The organism is Pseudobacillus wudalianchiensis (assembly GCF_001685015.1).
Classification (GTDB): domain Bacteria; phylum Bacillota; class Bacilli; order Bacillales; family Domibacillaceae; genus Pseudobacillus; species Pseudobacillus wudalianchiensis.
Window position 1 is genome coordinate 316,126 of sequence record NZ_MAYT01000012.1, and the last position, 17,024, is coordinate 333,149.

General features: G+C 42.0%; 16 protein-coding genes. 6 read left to right on the forward strand and 10 right to left on the reverse strand.

Features of this window, described 5'->3' with window-relative positions; translation table 11 throughout:
* Positions 1-133: 133 nt before the first annotated feature.
* Complete coding sequence (locus A8F95_RS09335; protein WP_065410256.1) at positions 134-1,780, reverse strand: DUF4855 domain-containing protein; 1,647 nt, start codon at positions 1,778-1,780, stop codon at positions 134-136.
* A 168-nt stretch (positions 1,781-1,948) separates the two neighbouring features.
* On the reverse strand, positions 1,949-3,613 hold the full coding sequence (locus A8F95_RS09340; RefSeq protein WP_176713664.1) for a DUF4855 domain-containing protein: 1,665 nt from the start codon (positions 3,611-3,613) through the stop codon (positions 1,949-1,951).
* Positions 3,614-3,953: 340 nt separating this feature from the next.
* Between A8F95_RS09340 and A8F95_RS09345 the strand changes: the two genes are divergently transcribed.
* Complete coding sequence (locus A8F95_RS09345; RefSeq protein WP_065410258.1) at positions 3,954-5,135, forward strand: M14 family metallopeptidase; 1,182 nt, start codon at positions 3,954-3,956, stop codon at positions 5,133-5,135.
* A gap of 57 nt (positions 5,136-5,192) precedes the next feature.
* Here the strand turns inward: A8F95_RS09345 and A8F95_RS09350 are convergent, their stop codons facing one another.
* A complete protein-coding gene (locus A8F95_RS09350; protein ID WP_245671223.1) occupies positions 5,193-5,414 on the reverse strand; it encodes a hypothetical protein in 222 nt (73 codons plus the stop codon).
* A 267-nt stretch (positions 5,415-5,681) separates the two neighbouring features.
* Between A8F95_RS09350 and A8F95_RS09355 the strand changes: the two genes are divergently transcribed.
* Complete coding sequence (locus tag A8F95_RS09355; protein WP_065410259.1) at positions 5,682-6,059, forward strand: cytochrome-c oxidase; 378 nt, start codon at positions 5,682-5,684, stop codon at positions 6,057-6,059.
* Between the two features lie 52 nt (positions 6,060-6,111).
* Here A8F95_RS09355 and A8F95_RS09360 read toward each other — a convergent pair whose 3' ends face one another.
* From A8F95_RS09360 to A8F95_RS09370, 3 genes are all read right to left on the reverse strand, one after another.
* Positions 6,112-6,573, reverse strand: coding sequence for a low molecular weight protein-tyrosine-phosphatase (locus A8F95_RS09360; protein WP_065410260.1), 462 nt, complete (start codon positions 6,571-6,573; stop codon positions 6,112-6,114).
* 152 nt (positions 6,574-6,725) lie between these two features.
* Entirely contained in the window at positions 6,726-7,184 is a 459-nt protein-coding gene (locus A8F95_RS09365; protein WP_065410261.1) for a competence protein ComK, read from the reverse strand.
* Positions 7,185-7,395: 211 nt separating this feature from the next.
* Positions 7,396-7,941, reverse strand: a complete 546-nt coding sequence (locus tag A8F95_RS09370; RefSeq protein WP_245671224.1) for a shikimate kinase — start codon at positions 7,939-7,941, stop codon at positions 7,396-7,398.
* 341 nt (positions 7,942-8,282) lie between these two features.
* Between A8F95_RS09370 and A8F95_RS09375 the strand changes: the two genes are divergently transcribed.
* Both A8F95_RS09375 and A8F95_RS09380 read left to right on the forward strand, forming a co-directional pair.
* Positions 8,283-9,746, forward strand: coding sequence for an O-antigen ligase family protein (locus A8F95_RS09375; RefSeq protein ID WP_065410262.1), 1,464 nt, complete (start codon positions 8,283-8,285; stop codon positions 9,744-9,746).
* Between the two features lie 162 nt (positions 9,747-9,908).
* Positions 9,909-10,739 carry a YihY/virulence factor BrkB family protein gene (locus A8F95_RS09380; protein ID WP_176713665.1) on the forward strand — a complete coding sequence of 277 codons (831 nt, stop codon included), beginning with the start codon at positions 9,909-9,911 and terminating at the stop codon, positions 10,737-10,739.
* Positions 10,740-10,775: 36 nt separating this feature from the next.
* On the opposite strand, the gene A8F95_RS09385 is transcribed toward A8F95_RS09380, so the two are convergent.
* The gene (locus A8F95_RS09385; RefSeq protein WP_065410263.1) at positions 10,776-11,756 is read right to left on the reverse strand and encodes an S-layer homology domain-containing protein; all 981 of its coding nucleotides are present in this window, start codon (positions 11,754-11,756) and stop codon (positions 10,776-10,778) included.
* Positions 11,757-12,083: 327 nt separating this feature from the next.
* Here A8F95_RS09385 and A8F95_RS09390 point away from each other — a divergent pair, with 327 nt between their 5' ends.
* Entirely contained in the window at positions 12,084-14,243 is a 2,160-nt protein-coding gene (locus tag A8F95_RS09390) for a 5'-nucleotidase C-terminal domain-containing protein (RefSeq protein WP_065410264.1), read from the forward strand.
* 74 nt (positions 14,244-14,317) lie between these two features.
* Here the strand turns inward: A8F95_RS09390 and A8F95_RS23210 are convergent, their stop codons facing one another.
* A complete protein-coding gene (locus tag A8F95_RS23210) occupies positions 14,318-14,446 on the reverse strand; it encodes a hypothetical protein (protein WP_281181759.1) in 129 nt (42 codons plus the stop codon).
* Positions 14,447-14,675: 229 nt separating this feature from the next.
* On the opposite strand from A8F95_RS23210, the gene A8F95_RS09395 reads away from it, so the two are divergent.
* On the forward strand, positions 14,676-16,046 hold the full coding sequence (locus A8F95_RS09395; protein ID WP_065410265.1) for an aspartate kinase: 1,371 nt from the start codon (positions 14,676-14,678) through the stop codon (positions 16,044-16,046).
* Between the two features lie 48 nt (positions 16,047-16,094).
* Here A8F95_RS09395 and A8F95_RS09400 read toward each other — a convergent pair whose 3' ends face one another.
* Both A8F95_RS09400 and A8F95_RS22445 read right to left on the reverse strand, forming a co-directional pair.
* Complete coding sequence (locus A8F95_RS09400; RefSeq protein ID WP_065410266.1) at positions 16,095-16,373, reverse strand: late competence development ComFB family protein; 279 nt, start codon at positions 16,371-16,373, stop codon at positions 16,095-16,097.
* Positions 16,374-16,530: 157 nt separating this feature from the next.
* Positions 16,531-16,689, reverse strand: a complete 159-nt coding sequence (locus A8F95_RS22445; RefSeq protein ID WP_156187075.1) for a hypothetical protein — start codon at positions 16,687-16,689, stop codon at positions 16,531-16,533.
* Positions 16,690-17,024 lie beyond the last annotated feature (335 nt).

Below are 17,024 nucleotides of genomic sequence, written 5' to 3' on the forward strand. Positions count from 1 at the left end.
CTCGCCTGTCCAACGTTTTGTGTTTTGAAAGCCAAACGTGACAGTGGGCCTGAGAGAGTGAAATTCAAAGACGGCATCCCAAAAGTTTTGGGATGCCGTCTTTTTTCATAAACCTGTCGGAAGAACGCTGCAACTAGTTTAAAAATTCACCAAGTGCCTCATAAACTTGCTCATAGTTGTATTGATCCATTCGGTAGACCATCTCGGTGCCCTGATAGAATAATAGGCTTTGCCCTTTTAAACCATAGCGACGGGCATATTCCAAGTAAAGCAGGAAGTTAGGTGTGCCCTTATTGATTTGGTGAGGAGAATACGTGTCGATTTCCAGTGTAATGCCGCTTCCCTTTACTTGCGCTTCAATAAATGCCTTATGGAGACGCGCTTCAGGGCTGGGCACGTCTAGCCGGAAGGTATTCGGCTGCAAGTAAGCCCCATCAAATCCGTAATACTTCCAGTTTTCAAAGTTCGTTGTCCGAGCGTGAGGGGCGTAAATGAACTTTTTGTTTCCCTGATGGATACGAGCAGCAGTGTTCGTCACGAGCCGTTCATCATCCGCATGAATGACCGTTTCATTTAGCCAGTAGTAGCCCTTGAACACAAGGTTTTGAAACTTGGCTGCATTCCAGCGTTGTTGAACTGTCTGCATATACCAGTTGACCATTTGTTCACGTGCTTGTAACGTATTAGCCGTCCGCTTGCCGTCAAGGTTGATGATCGCTTCATTGCGCTTCGGATAAGGAATGGCGATATAGACTTGAACTTTTTGACCATTTTCCACTGCTGCTTTATTTAATGCCTGCAAGATACCAGAGGAAGAGAAGGTTCGATCGGCATACCATTTCCAGTCTCCGTAGTTGGCTTTATTGTTTGACGTTTCCATCAAGTCGCCGCCAGAGTACGTTCTGCCTAAAATCACGAACGTATCAAACATCTTTTGACCGTCTTTTTGTAAATACGGTTTGAAAAATGACGAGCTGAAGGATGATTGGTACTCCGCTCCGTTATACATTAGCACCCCATTTTTGATACCGGTGTCTGCTAGTTTCGCTGGTCTAGACTCATAGGTCATCAAGGAGTTGCTGACAGGATGAACGGTAGATCCTGGATAGCGAAGGGCCGTTTGAATCGCTTTGTCCATTGTTTTCTCTGTTTGAACGACTTGTCCATTTTGTTTAATGGCATAGTCAAGAGGCTGTTCGTATACTCGCTTCAAGAAGGCTGAAAACTGAGCGCGGTTGACCGTAACAGACGGTTTAAATCCGCCATCCGGGTAGCCTGACGTGATGCCGTTTTCAGCGATGGCATCAATATATTTGTAGTAAGCGTTTGATTTAGAGACATCTTTGAACGAGGACTTCCCGCTCCCTTTATAGCCATAAGCAACAGCAAGCACACGGGCCATTTCTTCTCTCGTTAAGGGTCCATTCGGGTTAAATTTGTTTCCGGCAATCGTGAACATCCCTTTATTGGCCGCTGTTAACATTTCTTTATAGCCGCCTAATGATGGGGATAAGTCGGCCGGTTTAATAGATGGGTTTGAGACAGGCGGCAGTTTTAACGCCCGCACCATCATCACGGCTGCATCTTTCCGCGACAGGAGGGCCTGCGGCTTGAAAGATTGATCGGAGTAACCGCGGATTACCGCTTTATCTGTTAAAAAACGAATCTCATCGTGAGCCCAATGATCGTATGGCACGTCTTTAAACGTTTGTGCTGCTGCTTCTGTTGCAAAAGCGCCCACTAATAGAATCGTCGCTAAAAAAGTCTTCAACACATTCATTGCTTTTCTCCTCCCTTTATATCATTTATTTCGTCTCTTCAGGCATAATAATAAAGTACCACAAAGGGAATAAGGATAATAGAACTATTTAGAAGACAATTGGAAAATAAAAAGTGCCCCTAGAGCTTAGTCTAAGGACACAAAGATAAAATGTTTCTGCCAAAATTCTTAATTCGTTTCGCTTTTTGGATGCGAGAAGAACGTTTCTGTTAGCTGACGATACCATTGGCGGAAAATCGGATGGTCATAAGTGGCCATTCTTGCTACCATGTTGACTCCTTGATAGAAGGTCATGCCTTTTTCATCAAGGCCATATCGTTTAGCAAAGTCCATATATAGATTGAAGGCTTCTACTCCGGCTTCTGCTTGACTAGTAGAGTAGGAGTTAATCTCGATGGTAATGCCTGTCCCATACATTTGGGCGTAAAGAAACGCGCGATGGAGCCGTTCTTCTTTATTTGCTACATTTTCCCGGAAGGCATTTGGCTGCAGAAAAGCCGCATCAAACCCGTAGGAACGCCATTTACGGAAGTTCGTTGAAGTAGCATGTGGAGCGTAGATGAAAAATTGGTTATCAGCATGAATGCGCTCAGAAACAGCGGATAATAACAATTCGTCTTCATGCACGCGCACCGTTTCGTTTAACCAGTAGTATCCTTTAAAGTTGAGATTATCTAGCTCATGGTTGTCCCACTCTTTCTGTACTTCTGAAATATACCAGTTAACCATGTCAGTGCGGGATTCTAAATTGCTCTCTACTTCTTCATCATTCAGTTTTAAAATAGGTTCCCCTCTTTTTGGATAAGGGATCGCGACATAGACATCCGCCTTTTTATTCTGGCTTTTCGCCGAAGCGTTCAGCTGCTGCAGGGCGCCATTTTCGGCAAATGTTCGGTTAATATAAGCTCGCCAATCACTATAGTTGGCATGGTTGTCCGCGTTTTCTGATAGCCAGCCGCCATCATAGCGAAGCCCTAGAATAATAAAGGTATTAAAGAAATCCTTAGTTTGGCCATCAGGAGTTTGATAGCTTGTATACTTGTCGAAGAATTCTTTCGTAAACGTATTTTTCTCATTAACACCATTGTAAATAAGAACACCAGATTTTAATCCGGTCTGATCTTTCGTCGCAATTTTATCTGGAAACTCTCGGTACTTTGTGCTTGCCGGGTGAATCGTTGATTGCGGATAATCAGCCGCAATCGACAGAGCCGCTCCAAAAGAAGGCACGTTTGCGACTACTTCGCCCGCATTTCTTACTTCATACGAAGCTGGCTGTTGAAAAACACGAGACAGGAACGCTGAAAATTGCGCACGCGTAACGAGTTCAGCCGGTCGGAACGTGTTGTCTTTGTAGCCTGTTGTTACTTTATAGTGGGCAATTGCATCAATGAACGGGTAATAGGGGTCATCTTTCGGAACATCTGTAAATTCAGACGTTTCTTTTCCTTCATAAGAGAACGCCATTGCTAATGCTTTTGCCATTTCATCTCTCGTTAACGGTTGGTCTGGCTCGAACGCTCCGTTTCTCAGGGTAAACCAGTCATTGGTCATAGCGATTAAAATTTGGTTATAGCCGGGAGAAGAAGGCTTGACATCGGTAAACGTAAGCTCGCTTTCGGCAGGCGGTTCTGTTAATTCAAGCGCTCGGGTCATCATGACCGCTGCGTCTTTACGTGTAATTATATTCCCAGGTCTAAACTTTCCATCTTCATATCCATTAATTACTTCATAAGATGATAAAAATTGAATATCATCATAAGCCCAGTAGGTGGCAGGTACATCACTAAATCCAGATGCCTGTGCCGTTGACGTTGTCACCAGAATTATCATTGAACATAAAGCCATCGTCGCCACTAACAGTTTCCTCATAGTTGAGCAATTCCCTCCGTATTCATGTGTCTGTGTAAACAGATGCAGCAAATCAGGAAGCCCGATTATGGCCAACATAGATGTTGTCTACACTCTTGTAAAATTTATATTTTATGGAAATATAATCTCCAGCTTCCATTCTAACAAACTTATATTGATATGTAAGTAACAAATTATTTTTTTAAAGGGTAAAAAGTTTCATATTTTCTTAGAGTGAATATTTTAAATAGCTTCGAGCGGGGGCATAGCTCTGCGAAGGTACACATATGATGAGAGAAAAGACGTTCACAGGGAGGATGTTATGGAAGTTCATGTAAGAAGAGGGGATACATTGTGGCATTACAGCCAGTTGTTTCATATTCCGCTAGAGCTGGTGATGGATTCGAATCCTGGCATTCAGCCAAATGAATTGAAGCCGGGACAAGTTGTTCAGATTCCTGGTTTTGTAACGACAACACGAGTCGTCCAAAAAGGAGATTCTTTCTGGGCGCTTGCTTCAGCGCAGCGCTTGAAAGTGGACGCTTTACTGTTGTTAAATCCCGACATTGATCCGAATAAGCTTCAAATCGGTCAAATAATACAAGTTCCCGTGAGAGTTACGACCCCTATCGTAGATGGAAAGCAGCCTTACAATTTTCAAAAGATGCGCAATGATCTTCAGAAGCTTGCAGCAATTTACCCCTTTATGGAACGAAGAAAAATAGGAAATAGTGTAAGGGGATTGCCGCTATATGATTTGCGAATAGGACAAGGAAAGCGCAAAGTGCAGGTGAACGCTTCTTTTCATGCAAATGAATGGATTACAACTGCTATTCTAATGAGTTTTTTAAATGAATATTTGCTTTCACTCACAAATCAATTTCCGATCAAAGGGCTCCCGACCATGCCTATATACATGCAAACAGAGCTATCCGCTGTTCCGATGGTCGACCCGGATGGAGTTGAGCTAGTGTTAAACGGTCCGCCGGCTAACATGGAAGAAAAGCTCATTAAACTAAATAAAGGAAGCCGGGATTTTTCAGGCTGGAAAGCCAATATCCGAGGCGTTGATTTAAACAAACAATTCCCCGCTAATTGGGAATTTGAAGCGACGAGAAAACCACAGGCACCAGCCTCACGTGATTTTCCAGGCTATGATCCTCTGTCTGAACCAGAGACAAAAGCAATGGCCAATCTAGTAAGAAAAGAGACGTTTGACCGTTTGCTTGCTTTGCATACACAAGGAAAAGAATTTTATTGGGGATATGAAGGACTAGAGCCGGCAGAGTCGGAGGAGCTCGCTAATCGATTAGCCAGAGTGAGCGGCTATAAAGCGGTGAGATATGTTGATAGTCATTCGGGTTATAAAGATTGGTTTATTCAAGAATTTCGCAAGCCGGGCTTTACGATTGAACTGGGGGAAGGGCAAAATCCGCTCCCGCTTAATCAGTTTGATGAAATGTACGAAGCGGCTTCCGCTATCTTAATAAACTCGCTTGTGTAGAGAGAAAGCCAGTAGCCATTAATGCACGAAGAGAGCTGTTCAGGCTCTCTTTTTTCGTTACTTCTTCTTTTTTTTCTGACGATCAGATGGGGAAGAGGATGCTTTTTCTCCATCACTGCCAAGTAAGAAAAAGGAAATAATCCCGGAAAATATAGCAGCTCCTATCGTAATCCACCATCTTGTTTGAAGATCAATCTCGGAATAGTCTTTATTGAGCATCCACATCGAGATGGAGCCTACTAAGATCATGATAGGAATAACAAATGTTAATTTTTTCACTGTTTCGCTTCCTTTCATCCTGTACATACGTCTACATCATGTAGCATAGCACACGTGTGCCGCTTGGTGAATACAGTAGTCTTTGTTAAAGGTAAAGGTTGTTTTTTCAGTTGTTAATTGTAGAGCCGTAGCGGAAATGAGCCACTAAATATAAAAAGAGGAAGTACTTTTTGACGGGGAATTTTTTATCATTCATTAGGTATGTATGGGGAATTCGTACATAAATTGAAGTAAGGTTGTTATCTTAAAGCAGAAAGAGGGATCCGTATGGCGATCAGGTTAATTAAGATTTCTGCCGTTTACTTTGCTGTCGGTGTGTTGCTTGGCTATTATATGTCTGTCGCTCATTCGTACGGCTTTGCGGGGGTCCATGTGCACATCAATCTACTAGGATGGACGGCCTTAACTCTTATCGGAATCTTATATCATTTATTCCCGGCGTTAACGTCTAACGGGCTGGCGAAAACTCACTTTTGGCTGCATAATTTGGGTCTGCCGATTATGATGATTTGCCTATTTCTGCTTATTGCCACTGAAAGTCAGTCTTACACAGCGGGCATCGCAGTTGGGGCGACATTGACGGTTCTTGGCGTTCTTGCTTTTGTCTTAAATGTGCTAATGAACTTAAAGTCGAATGGAAGGTAAGAAGAATAGATAAAACCAGAAGCGCGTTAAGAGGCTTCTGGTTTTATCGTGTTTAGAACTGTTCTGCTTTTATTTTGTTAAGCAGTGCCTGGCAGCCGTCAAGAACCAAGTCGTATGTTTCCTGAAAGTCACCGGTATAATAAGGATCAGGCACGTCTTTTGGCGTAGCGGTCAAGTCGAGCAGTCGGATCACTTTCGGGTGCTTTGGCTGTTTGACGATGTGATAAATGTTTTCGATGTTACTTTCATCCATGCCGACAATATAGTCAAATGCTTCAAAGTCCTGTTTAGACAATTGTCTTCCTGCTAGTCCTTCTGTTTCAACGTTATACTTTTTTAAAATGGCGGCTGTCCCTTCATGTGGCGGAGAGCCAACATGCCAATCGCTCGTACCAGCCGAATCTACACGGATTTTATCTTCTAGTCCTTCTTGTTGAACGAGGTGTCTAAAGAGCGCTTCTGCCATTGGGGAGCGGCAAATGTTACCTAAGCAAACGAATAACACATTTATCATATAAAACACATCCTTTTCATTGTTCCTTTCTATGCTAGCCAACAAATGCCAACAAAACAAGCAGGAAGGGATCAAAATGCCTGTTTTTCTACTGTTTTCTCGCCAATAACAATAACCGCCAGCGGGCTCTCTTTCCTCAGCTGGCGGCTTGATTATTCTAAATTGCTTTGAAAATAATTGAGACAATTGGCTGTTCGTTCTCGCTGCCTGTTAAAGACGTGGAGTGAACAAGTAAGGGATAGATGAGTCCCATTTTTAAAAACAGCAACTGGTTTGCCATTTTTTATTGTACTTATATGGATGTGTTGAGGGAAAATCCAATTGCAGCCATAACGATCTGGTGAATTGGTTGGAAAAGCACAAATGCGTTCGTGGAGACAGATAACAAGCGGTGTTTTTTTACGGTAGGGAAAACGTTGGCGGATGGCTTGAATGCGGCCATCGTATGTAGAAATTCTGTCAATACACGCTTCGTTAAGTAAAGAGCGGACGGTTTGCTTTGTTCCGTATATTCCGTTTTGATCATAAATTATGGCATTATAATGTTGGTGGTATTCCTCTGTAAGAGCCATGGTGCTTGTTGTAATTTTATAATTCTCAACAATATCCAAAATATTCTCCTCCTTTAAATTACCATCTTCCTTATAGTAACAAATATAGTCCTATTTTACTAGTTGAATAGGTTTAAAATTGTTAAAAATTGAAGTATTTAAATGTTTTTTGGAAGAATATATATTTAAAAAGAGAAGGATTTGTAACTATTTGTTGAAAAAACAAGCGTGCACTGCTGAAATGCACGCTTATTACTTATGAGAGAGGGACTTAGCGCAAATCCTCTGAAAGCTTTACAGACTCAATGATATCGTCAGCTGCTTCTTCTGCGCTTTTAGAGCCCACGGTTAACGTTGAATGGTTAATCGCATAAGCTTCCTGTCTTTTGTAGAAAAGCTCTTCAATTTCTTTCAAGTCTTTTCCGCGCAAAACAGGGCGTGTATCAATGAGAAGATCGAGTCTTTCTTTCCACTCTTCCCATGACATTTCTAAGTAAATGACGAAGCAGTTTGCTAAACAAATTTCGCGGACCTCCGGCTGCATAAAGGCACCGCCGCCAAGAGAAATGACTTTTAAGGGCTGCTCACAAAAGGAACGGATTGTTTGCTTTTCAATCTCCCGGAAGGCCTTTTCGCCGTGAGCCGCAAATATTTCATTAATCGACATGTTGTATTGTTTTTCAATTTCTTCATCGATATCGATGAAGGCTCGATCAAGCTTTTGCGCTACGAGAGAGCCGATCGTCGTTTTTCCTACACCCATGAAACCAGTAAAAACAATGCTTTTTTCCTTTAAAGATCCTTGTACGTTCTCCAAGACAAACACTCTTTCTGCTCATTATTTTGTTACAGTATAGTATAGAGGTGAGCGTGCGTAAATCCTTTTAAGTACATTATCATTCAATTTAAGCCGAAATCATCTATCATTAAAACTGTTTTTTTTGTAAGGCATTAAGATCGAATTAGGCACATAGCAGGAGGCCTATTAAGGAGAGAAAGAGAGTAAGAGAAACGGAATTGACTAGGTCATAGGGATATCTTATAATTGAAAAGCGACTGTGTATAAATGAATGAATAAAATGATTTTGTGTTTAATATTACCATTAAATCGCTGTAACTCTTCCAAACTTACAGCACCTAAAAGGAAGGTTCATTTGAATGTCAGATTTTTTTAAGAATAATTTTTTGATGATAGGAGCTGTATGTTTAATACTTTTTGGAGTATTATTTTCGCAGCCGCTCGTAGGGTTGGCCGTTTCATTTATAGTAGCTTTAGTTGCATTGACTCGTCCAAAGACCGGAATTTATTTATTGTTAATTTATTTTCCACTTCGTTCCTTTATTATAGAGATGAATCCATCGATGAAAATAATGGGCGATCTGATCATTGTATTTGCTTTTCTGCATGTAGTGTGGGCGGGTCGTAAAGATTGGAAATCGTTATTTCACTTTTCAATATTTGAGTGGGCTTTTTTTGTGTTTATCGGGATCGGCTCAGTGTCGGCATTGATTTCAGGTGTTGCGATTGGGGCGATTATCTTTCAAATTAGAGCCTTTTTTATTACGTATCTGCTATTTTACATAGTAAAACGCCTAGATATTGATAAGAGGGATGTTCAACGATTTATCTGGATTACGATTGTCATAGCTTTGCTGCTTGTGTTCCAAGGACTTGTTGAAAAAATATCGCTTCGTACTTTGTTGATGCCGGAAGCATGGGTGAACCGCTCTTTGTCTCCTAATAATAAGGTACGTATTTATGGGTTAATTAATAATCCAAATATACTGGCCGTCTATTTGTCGTTTTCTCTTATTTTCCTCGTGTATTTGTATAATAAAGTGGCTAAAGGAAAAAAAGTTCTTTTGGTTATTTTATCCATTTTATACGCAGGAACCTGGCTGTTGACTTATTCTAGAGGAACGTGGTTAGCATTCTGTATCGGCTTAGTTATTTTTTGGCTGTTAACACGTTATACAAGAATAGTGATTCACCTCGCAGCTGCGATTGCTCTTGGCTTTGTTCTCGTGTTAACCCCGGTTACCCAAGCGACCCAGTGGGTAGAGAATTCGAATATTGATATGGGTCCTGGAGGGCAGGGAAGCGAACAGCCGGATGAGGATGAACCAAGTGAACAGAAGCGTATAAAAGAGACGTTTGAGAAAGATACGATTGAGTTAAGTAAAAGTTCGGGAAGATTATTTATCGTAAATAAAGGATTTGAGATCTTTAAAGATCATCCGATTATCGGTACAGGATTTGGAACGTTTGGCGATTCTGCTTCAAAGTCTTATCCTTCTCCGATATATGATAAGTACGAAATACCGCCAAACATTTATTCCGATAATCAATATATTCAAGTGATCGCTGAAACTGGCGTACTTGGTGTTATCGCATTCGCCGTATTTTTACTCGGCATGGTAACAGCTCTTTGGAAAAGAAGAGGTGAAAATAAAGAAGGTTCGTTTTTAGTCCTTTCTATTTTGTTGGCCATTTTCTTTTTGGCGTTGCTGTACAACATTTGGGAAGATAAAACGTTCGCTAGTTATTACTTTATTATGCTGGCTTATGCGCTCTTCCATCAAAGAGATACTGGACACTATGCATCTTTATTTAAACGTTAATATCCATTATCATAAAGTCACTCCCCTTGCCTGTTATAAGACATAGCAACAGGCAAGGGGAGTTTTTCGTTGTTTATTGATCATCATTTGCTCTTTCCTTCATTTGCTTAGGCGCTTTCAATTGTTTATGATGTTGAAAAAGTGGAAGGAAGGTGGGAGTGCATGAAGTTGGTGAGGATGGTGCAGCGGATCGCCGGCCGTTTCTTTAATGAACGGTTTTTTGACCAGGCTGCACAGACTGCTTATTATTTGCTGCTGTCTGTCGTGCCGTTTCTCATTTTTATGATTTCACTAGTGAGCTTTTTTCCTGTGAAAGAACAGGACATACTTAGTGTCATCCGCCCTTATGCACCAGCTAATACATATGGTATTATTCATGAAAATGTGGAAGCGGTTCTGGCAAAAGGAAAAGGCCATTTAATCTCTGTCAGTTTTTTCTCGACATTTTGGTTGTCTTCCATGGCGATTCAATCGCTCGTTCGTTCACTAAACGAAGCGTATCGGATTAAACGGCCTCTTAAATTTTTTCAGGGGGTCATCCGAGATTTAGGGGTAACTCTTATTTTCATGTTTCTCGTGCCGCTTTCTTTGCTCGTTCCACTAGCCGAACGTTTGCTGCATCTGTTCATTTCAGAGGAAGTGATCGGGACGATTGAAACAGCTAATCCGTTTTTGGCTACATGGCCCATGATTAAATGGGGGCTCGGTTCTGTATTTCTATTTGGCTTCTTTATCTTGTTCTATAAAATCCTGCCGAGTGGAAAACAGCCGCTAAAATTAGTGATTCCAGGAGCCGTCTTTGCTGCTATTGGCTGGCAGGTGATGTCCATCATTTTCAGTGAATACGCGGGCGCCGTTAACTACACCCGCGTGTACGGCCAGCTCGCCGGGATCATCATTCTCATGCTCTGGTTCTACCTCACTGCCGTCGTCCTCCTGCTTGGGGGTCTGATTAATGCCGAAAGAAGTCAATTCTCCACTTTAAAACGCTAAAACAAAGGCAGGATCCTAAGGATCCTGCCTTTGTTTTTATTGGTAGTACTGCCAGGCATGCTCATAGCCGAGGAAAGTGTCTTTAAATGTTGCTTTGTTCTTGATTTCGCTAGGAGCGAAATAGAAAGTAACAGCTTTTTTCTGATTAGCACCGATCGTGATGCCTGTATAGTCTCTTGCTGAAGCTGTTTGAGCAACGAGTGTACGGCCAGCGTAGAGAGAATATTTTGCTTTAATGTTAAAGGCTGTTTTTGGTGTATTGTTATACATCATCAAGCTCATTTTCAGACGGCCGTCTGTTTGGTATTGCAAGCCTTGGATTTCTACTTGAATTCCTGTACGGAAACGAGCCTCAAGTGCACGGGCAACGAAGACAGAGAATTCAGTGCGGTTCAAAATCTTATTTGGCATGAAGTTGCCGTTACTGCCGCCAGCTACACCGGCACTGCCTAAGGTGCTGACGTATTTGTAAAATTGACTGCTGCTTGGTACATCTTTAAACGTTACGAGATAAGAAGGCTGGAAGCCAAAGCCTTCAGCAATAATTTTCGCCATTTGGGCGCGGGTTACTTTTCCAGTTGGATTAAAATATTGTGCTTTGCTGAAAGCGCCGTATTTTGTTAAAACGGCAATTTCTTTGTAAGCAGGATGCGTAGTTGGTACATCTTTGAAGCCTGGGTTTGGAGCTGATTCTTTTTCTACGCCTAAAGCTCTCGCTAAAATGATCGCGGCATGATCTCTTCTGATGGCGTCTTGAACGCCAAATTTACCATTTTTATAGCCGGCAATAATTCCTTTTTGCACAAGGTAATCAATTTCATTTTTTGCCCAAAAATTTTTCGGTACATCACTAAAAGTTGCTGTTGTTGCTGTATTTGCTGCTTTTGCATTGCTGTCAAAAGTGGCGGTTCCTTGAGAGCTTCCTTGACCGGCTGCAGCCGATGCTGCACCGACAGATGGTACTACAAGGGCTAGAGACAATAGGGAAGCAGCTAACCATTTTACTGTTTTTCTCACTCTTTACACCCCATTCTTTTTCTGTGTAATCACATACATATTTTAGCAAATTAGTAAAAAATTTAATATGTTCTTTCGTAAAATGAGCGGATAACACTAGATTTTGAAAGATAGAACAAGAGAAAGGGCTTCGTGACAGGGATAAAAGTATGGTTTTGGATAAAGGGTTGAGGATTAAAATATAAATCATGACTAATATCATGGTTAAATAATCATGAAATGGAACTGTATGGCTAATTTGTTTGCAAACTTTCCCTGAATAGGTTGCTTTTTTATTAAAAACTACTAATCTTTTAATATAAGTGTTTTAACAAAGGAGGAGTTATCTTGGGGAAGAAGAAAGCATCGTCTCATAAGTTTCTAGCTTTAGCCGCAGCTGCTGCGATTGCAGTGCCGGCAGTAAGCCCTGCCGCTGTTTCGGCAAAAGAACATTCATTTAAAGATGTGCCCGCTCGTTACACAGAAGCGGTAGCTTATTTAACGAATAACGGCATTACGAAAGGGTTAAGCCCTAGCCAATTTGGTACGAATGTCTCCATTTCTCGCGTGGATGCAGCGATCCAGTTAGCTGCGGCTTTAGGAATCGACCCGCAGGGAACATACAAGAATGCAGGTTTCAAAGATGTGCCTAAACGTGGACAGTGGGCGGTCAATGCGCTGGCAGAGAAGGGGATCATATCTGGAAAAGCGGCAGGACTGTTTGGAGCTTATGATGCCATTACCCGCAATGAAACGGCTCGGCTGATTTCCTTAGCCTATAAGCTTACGATTGATGAAACAGTGAAAAAGACGCCATTTACAGATGTCAATGCGCAGTGGGCTAAGTATGTTGATGCACTTGTGAAAAGTGGTGTGACAGAAGGAAAAACAAGCAGCCGTTTTGGGGCGGATGATCATTTGCAGCGTGGGGAATGGGCGTTGTTCCTGTACCGGTTAGCTCATCCTGCTGCAAAAGAACTCGACTTAACGATTATGCATACAAATGATACCCATGCCCATATTGAAAATGCCGCTAGAAAAGTAACGGCTATTAAAGAAGTGAGAAAAGCAAAACCGAATAATGTATTGCTAGATGCAGGGGATGTGTTTTCGGGTACGCTTTATTTTAACGAGTATTTGGGACAAGCTGATTTGAATTTCATGAATCTCGTCGGTTACGATGCGATGACGTTCGGAAATCATGAATTTGATTTAGGCACGAAGCCGCTCGCTAATTTTATCGCGAAAGCAAAATTTCCATTTGTAAGTGCTAACGTCAATTTTACGAGCGATGAAAATATTAAAGGACTCGTGACAGGCGGAATAGCAGCTGCACCAAAAGATGGGTCCGTGTATGACGCTATTATTAAGGAAGTCGATGGAGAAAAGGTTGGTATTTTCGGTTTAACGACAGCTGAAACAGTCGATATTTCCAGCCCAGGGGCAGGGGTTATGTTTGAAGATTATTTAGAAAAGTCTAAGAAAACAGTGGCCTCATTGGAGAAGCAGGGTGTTAACAAAATTATCGCTTTAACCCATATCGGTTTTAAAGATGGCGGCGGCGATAACGATGTAACGCTGGCGAAAGAAGTAGAGGGGATTGACATCATCGTCGGCGGCCATTCTCATGACCTGTTGAAAGAGCCGGTATTGGACACAACGGGGAAAGAACCAACAGTCATTGTCCAAGCGAATGAATACAATAAATATCTGGGTACGCTAGATGTCAAGTTTGATAAAAACGGCAAAGTCATTGGGCATGCTGGCAAGTTGATCGAAATTGATGCCAAGGGGGAAGATGGCACGTATATATTGGAGGATGATCCGGAAGCGGCAGAAATTTTAGCGACAGAGTATAAGCCAGCCATTGATGCCAAGAAGAAGACCGTCGTTGGTAAAACGGCTGTTGCTTTAAACGGTGAACGCGCTGATGTGCGGACGAAAGAAACAAATCTCGGGAACTTGATTACAGATGGCATGTTGGAGAAAGCAAAGACGATCAATAAAGAGGCTGTTATTGCCGTCCAAAACGGCGGAGGCATTCGCGCTTCCATTAACGAAGGCGATATTACACTTGATGAAGTGCTGACAGTGATGCCATTTGGCAATGCGCTTGCCATTATGAATCTAACAGGGGCAGAAATCCGTGCAGCGCTCGAGAACAGCGTAAAAGAAGTGCCGGGACAGTTTGGCGGATTCTTACAAGTATCCGGTTTGAAATTTACGTACGATAGCAGTAAGCCAGTTGGCGAGCGGGTGAAAACGGTAGAAGTGAAGAAGGAGAACGGATACGTACCGCTTGTTGACACTGAATCATACGTTGTCGCAACGAACACATTTACAGCCAAAGGCGGAGATGGGTACAGCACATTCGGCAAAGCTTACGAAGAAGGCCGCGTCAGCGAACCAGGCTTCGTCGATTGGGAAATGTTCAGAGACTATATCCAAGCAAACCCAAATGCCGCTCCAGAACTGGAAAATCGCATTACAGATATTAATCAGCCATAACAGTAAAAAAGCGCCGGTGGAGTTAGTCTCCGGCGCTTTAATGTTTCAGTGTAGTGAGAGAGTTCGATACTGCATTATTTTCCCATTGATTTAAGTTGATCCATGAGCTTGCCGCGTGATTTTTCGTTTCGAAGAAGGTAGGCTGCCCCAAGAGCCAGCGCAGTCATTGCGGCTTTACTTCCCGTAGATTTGCTTTTTTTCATTATATGCACTCTCCTTTTGTGAACAATTTTTGCAGTGATTAGTGGTGCGCATGTAATAGATATTCCCTGAATTAAGCAAAATAAACAAGTTGGAATGAAGAGGAAATTTATACTTATTGGAGTAAATATCAGATTATTTCTTCTTTTTTCATGCAGACAGTGGTATAATTTTTCAAATAAAACTTTTTCCATCATGAAAATCTAACGGTGACTAAGGAGTGAAACGGGAATGAAGGTATGTAAATTTGGGGGGACTTCCGTAGCGAGTGCAACACAGATTAAGAAGGTTGCAGCCATTATTAAAGAAGATGCTACGCGAAAGATCGTAGTAGTTTCCGCCCCAGGTAAACGTTTTGATGACGATATTAAAGTAACCGACCTGCTGATTAGCCTGGCAGAAGCTTCTCTTTCCGGCAAAGATGCAGAAGAAGAGCTGCAGGCGGTCGTAGAGCGGTATGCTGATATAGCAGCTGAGCTCGGTCTTGATCATGAGATTGCCCAAGTAATCGAACAAGATTTACGTGACCGGATCAGCCAAGACAAAGAAAACCGCGATCTGTTCATTGACCAGCTTAAAGCGAGCGGAGAGGACAATAACGCAAAATTAATTGCTGCTTATTTCTCAAGCATCGGGTTAGAGGCAGAGTATGTGAACCCGAAGGATGCTGGCTTAATTGTGAGTGATGAGCCTGGACGAGCCCGTGCTTTACCTGAAGCTTACGAAAACTTGCGGAACTTGCGTGATCGCAAAGGGATTGTTGTATTCCCAGGATTTTTTGGCTACTCAAAAGATGGCGTCATGATGACATTTGCCCGTGGCGGCTCTGACATTACCGGCTCTATTTTAGCAGCAGCGATCGGCGCAGAGCTGTATGAAAACTTTACAGATGTCGATTCAGTTTTTGCGGCTAATCCGAAGATTGTTGATCAACCTGTTGAAATCAAGCGGATGACTTACCGAGAAATGCGTGAGCTGTCTTATGCAGGATTCTCTGTTTTCCATGATGAAGCGTTAATGCCGGCATTCCAGCATTCCGTGCCAGTTTGCATTAAAAACACGAACAATCCATCTGCAGAGGGTACGATGATTGTGGCAGAGCGCGAGTATTCCAACAGCCCAGTAATCGGTATTGCGGCGGATGGCGGATTCTCGACGATTTATGTGAGCAAATATTTGATGAACCGCGAGCTTGGCTTTGGCCGCCGTTTGCTGCAAATCCTTGAAGAAGAAGAAATCTCTTATGAGCACACGCCTTCAGGAATTGATGATTTATCTGTCATCGTTCGCAGTCACCAGCTCTCTCCGGAAAAAGAGGAGCGTATCATTCAAAAATGCCGTGAAGATTTAAAAGTGGATGACGTTCACATTGAACATCATTTTGCGATGGTCGTGCTTGTTGGCGAAGGCATGAATAATACGAAGGGCTTGACAGCGAGAGCGACAACCGCTATTTCACAAGCTGGAGCAAATATCGAGATGATTAACCAAGGATCTTCTGAGGTTAGCTTAGTGTTTGGCATTAAAGAAGAAGATACGACTAACGTTTTAAGAGCGCTATATAAAGAGTTTTTTAGCACAACGGCTGTGCTAGGAGTGTAAAGGGTTAAAACAAAAAAATCCGGCAATAGGCCGGATTTTTTTGTTGCGTTATTGTATATTTGAACAGCGTTTATTAGCAGAGACGAGCGCTGCCGCTTGGGCGACAACCGTGACGATATTGGCTTGTTCTTGTCTGTCGATCATATATTTCGCTTTGACTAAGGGCTCCCGGCTGTCATTCACAATATATCTCGGTGTCACTTTATTTAGTGAAAGAGCTAAAATGTCCTCCTGGCATCGTTCGCATTTGCAGGAAAGATGCAAGTGATCGAGCTGGTCTGTAATAATTCCTTTGACAACTTCCTCCATTACATTATGAATTACCATGTTAACTCCCCCATTCTTTCCCAATTATAGCATTTTCTTTAGAAAAATCTAATAGTTAATTAGAGATGAAGGGTGGGCTCTTGCCAAATTAAAAATAAAAACCCGAAAGGTGCGAGACACTTTTCGGGTTTACTGTTTACTTGCTTAGTTGTGATGTTTAGCCAGAGATTTTCTCTAGAATGCTGTTATGATTCATGCGTACACGGTGTGCATTTTGATAAGATTTGCGTAGTTGCTGTGTTTCTAATCTTTCTTTAATCTTCGGTAACATGATCGCTACAAGTAATCCATAAGTTAATAACTTCTTTGCGTTCATCTTTCTTCATCTCCGTTCTTAAAAGTTCGTCTAATCCTATTTACCCAACCATCATCAAATAGAAACGTTCGTCCTTCTTGTGCTGTATGTAACTAAGGGGCAACATGCTTAAAAAAAGCGGGTAGAAGCTAATGAAACCACATTCTTTTTTATTATAACATAAACAAATTGAAATTAAACGAAACTGCCCCTTTCCAACACACCTCCATCCGTTTATTTTGGTGAATAACTTTAACCATATGTATCAATGTGCCAACAAATACTCTTCTCGTTAGCGTCTAACATGAAAAGAAATTCACGTACGCTTTTTTCATTTGAAGGGATTTATTAACAAA

Bases quoted from the DNA above. Each gene is read 5' to 3' on its own strand.
- A8F95_RS09345 (WP_065410258.1), top strand. From the start codon at position 3,954: ATGGAAGTTCATGTAAGAAGAGGGGATACATTGTGGCATTACAGCCAG.
- A8F95_RS09380 (WP_176713665.1), top strand. From the start codon at position 9,909: ATGAAGTTGGTGAGGATGGTGCAGCGGATCGCCGGCCGTTTCTTTAAT.
- A8F95_RS09340 (WP_176713664.1), bottom strand. From the start codon at position 3,613: ATGATAATTCTGGTGACAACGTCAACGGCACAGGCATCTGGATTTAGT.
- A8F95_RS22445 (WP_156187075.1), bottom strand. From the start codon at position 16,689: ATGAACGCAAAGAAGTTATTAACTTATGGATTACTTGTAGCGATCATG.
- A8F95_RS09355 (WP_065410259.1), top strand. From the start codon at position 5,682: ATGGCGATCAGGTTAATTAAGATTTCTGCCGTTTACTTTGCTGTCGGT.
- A8F95_RS23210 (WP_281181759.1), bottom strand. From the start codon at position 14,446: ATGAAAAAAAGCAAATCTACGGGAAGTAAAGCCGCAATGACTGCGCTG.
- A8F95_RS09375 (WP_065410262.1), top strand. From the start codon at position 8,283: ATGTCAGATTTTTTTAAGAATAATTTTTTGATGATAGGAGCTGTATGT.
- A8F95_RS09400 (WP_065410266.1), bottom strand. From the start codon at position 16,373: ATGGTAATTCATAATGTAATGGAGGAAGTTGTCAAAGGAATTATTACA.
- A8F95_RS09360 (WP_065410260.1), bottom strand. From the start codon at position 6,573: ATGATAAATGTGTTATTCGTTTGCTTAGGTAACATTTGCCGCTCCCCA.
- A8F95_RS09335 (WP_065410256.1), bottom strand. From the start codon at position 1,780: ATGAATGTGTTGAAGACTTTTTTAGCGACGATTCTATTAGTGGGCGCT.
- A8F95_RS09395 (WP_065410265.1), top strand. From the start codon at position 14,676: ATGAAGGTATGTAAATTTGGGGGGACTTCCGTAGCGAGTGCAACACAG.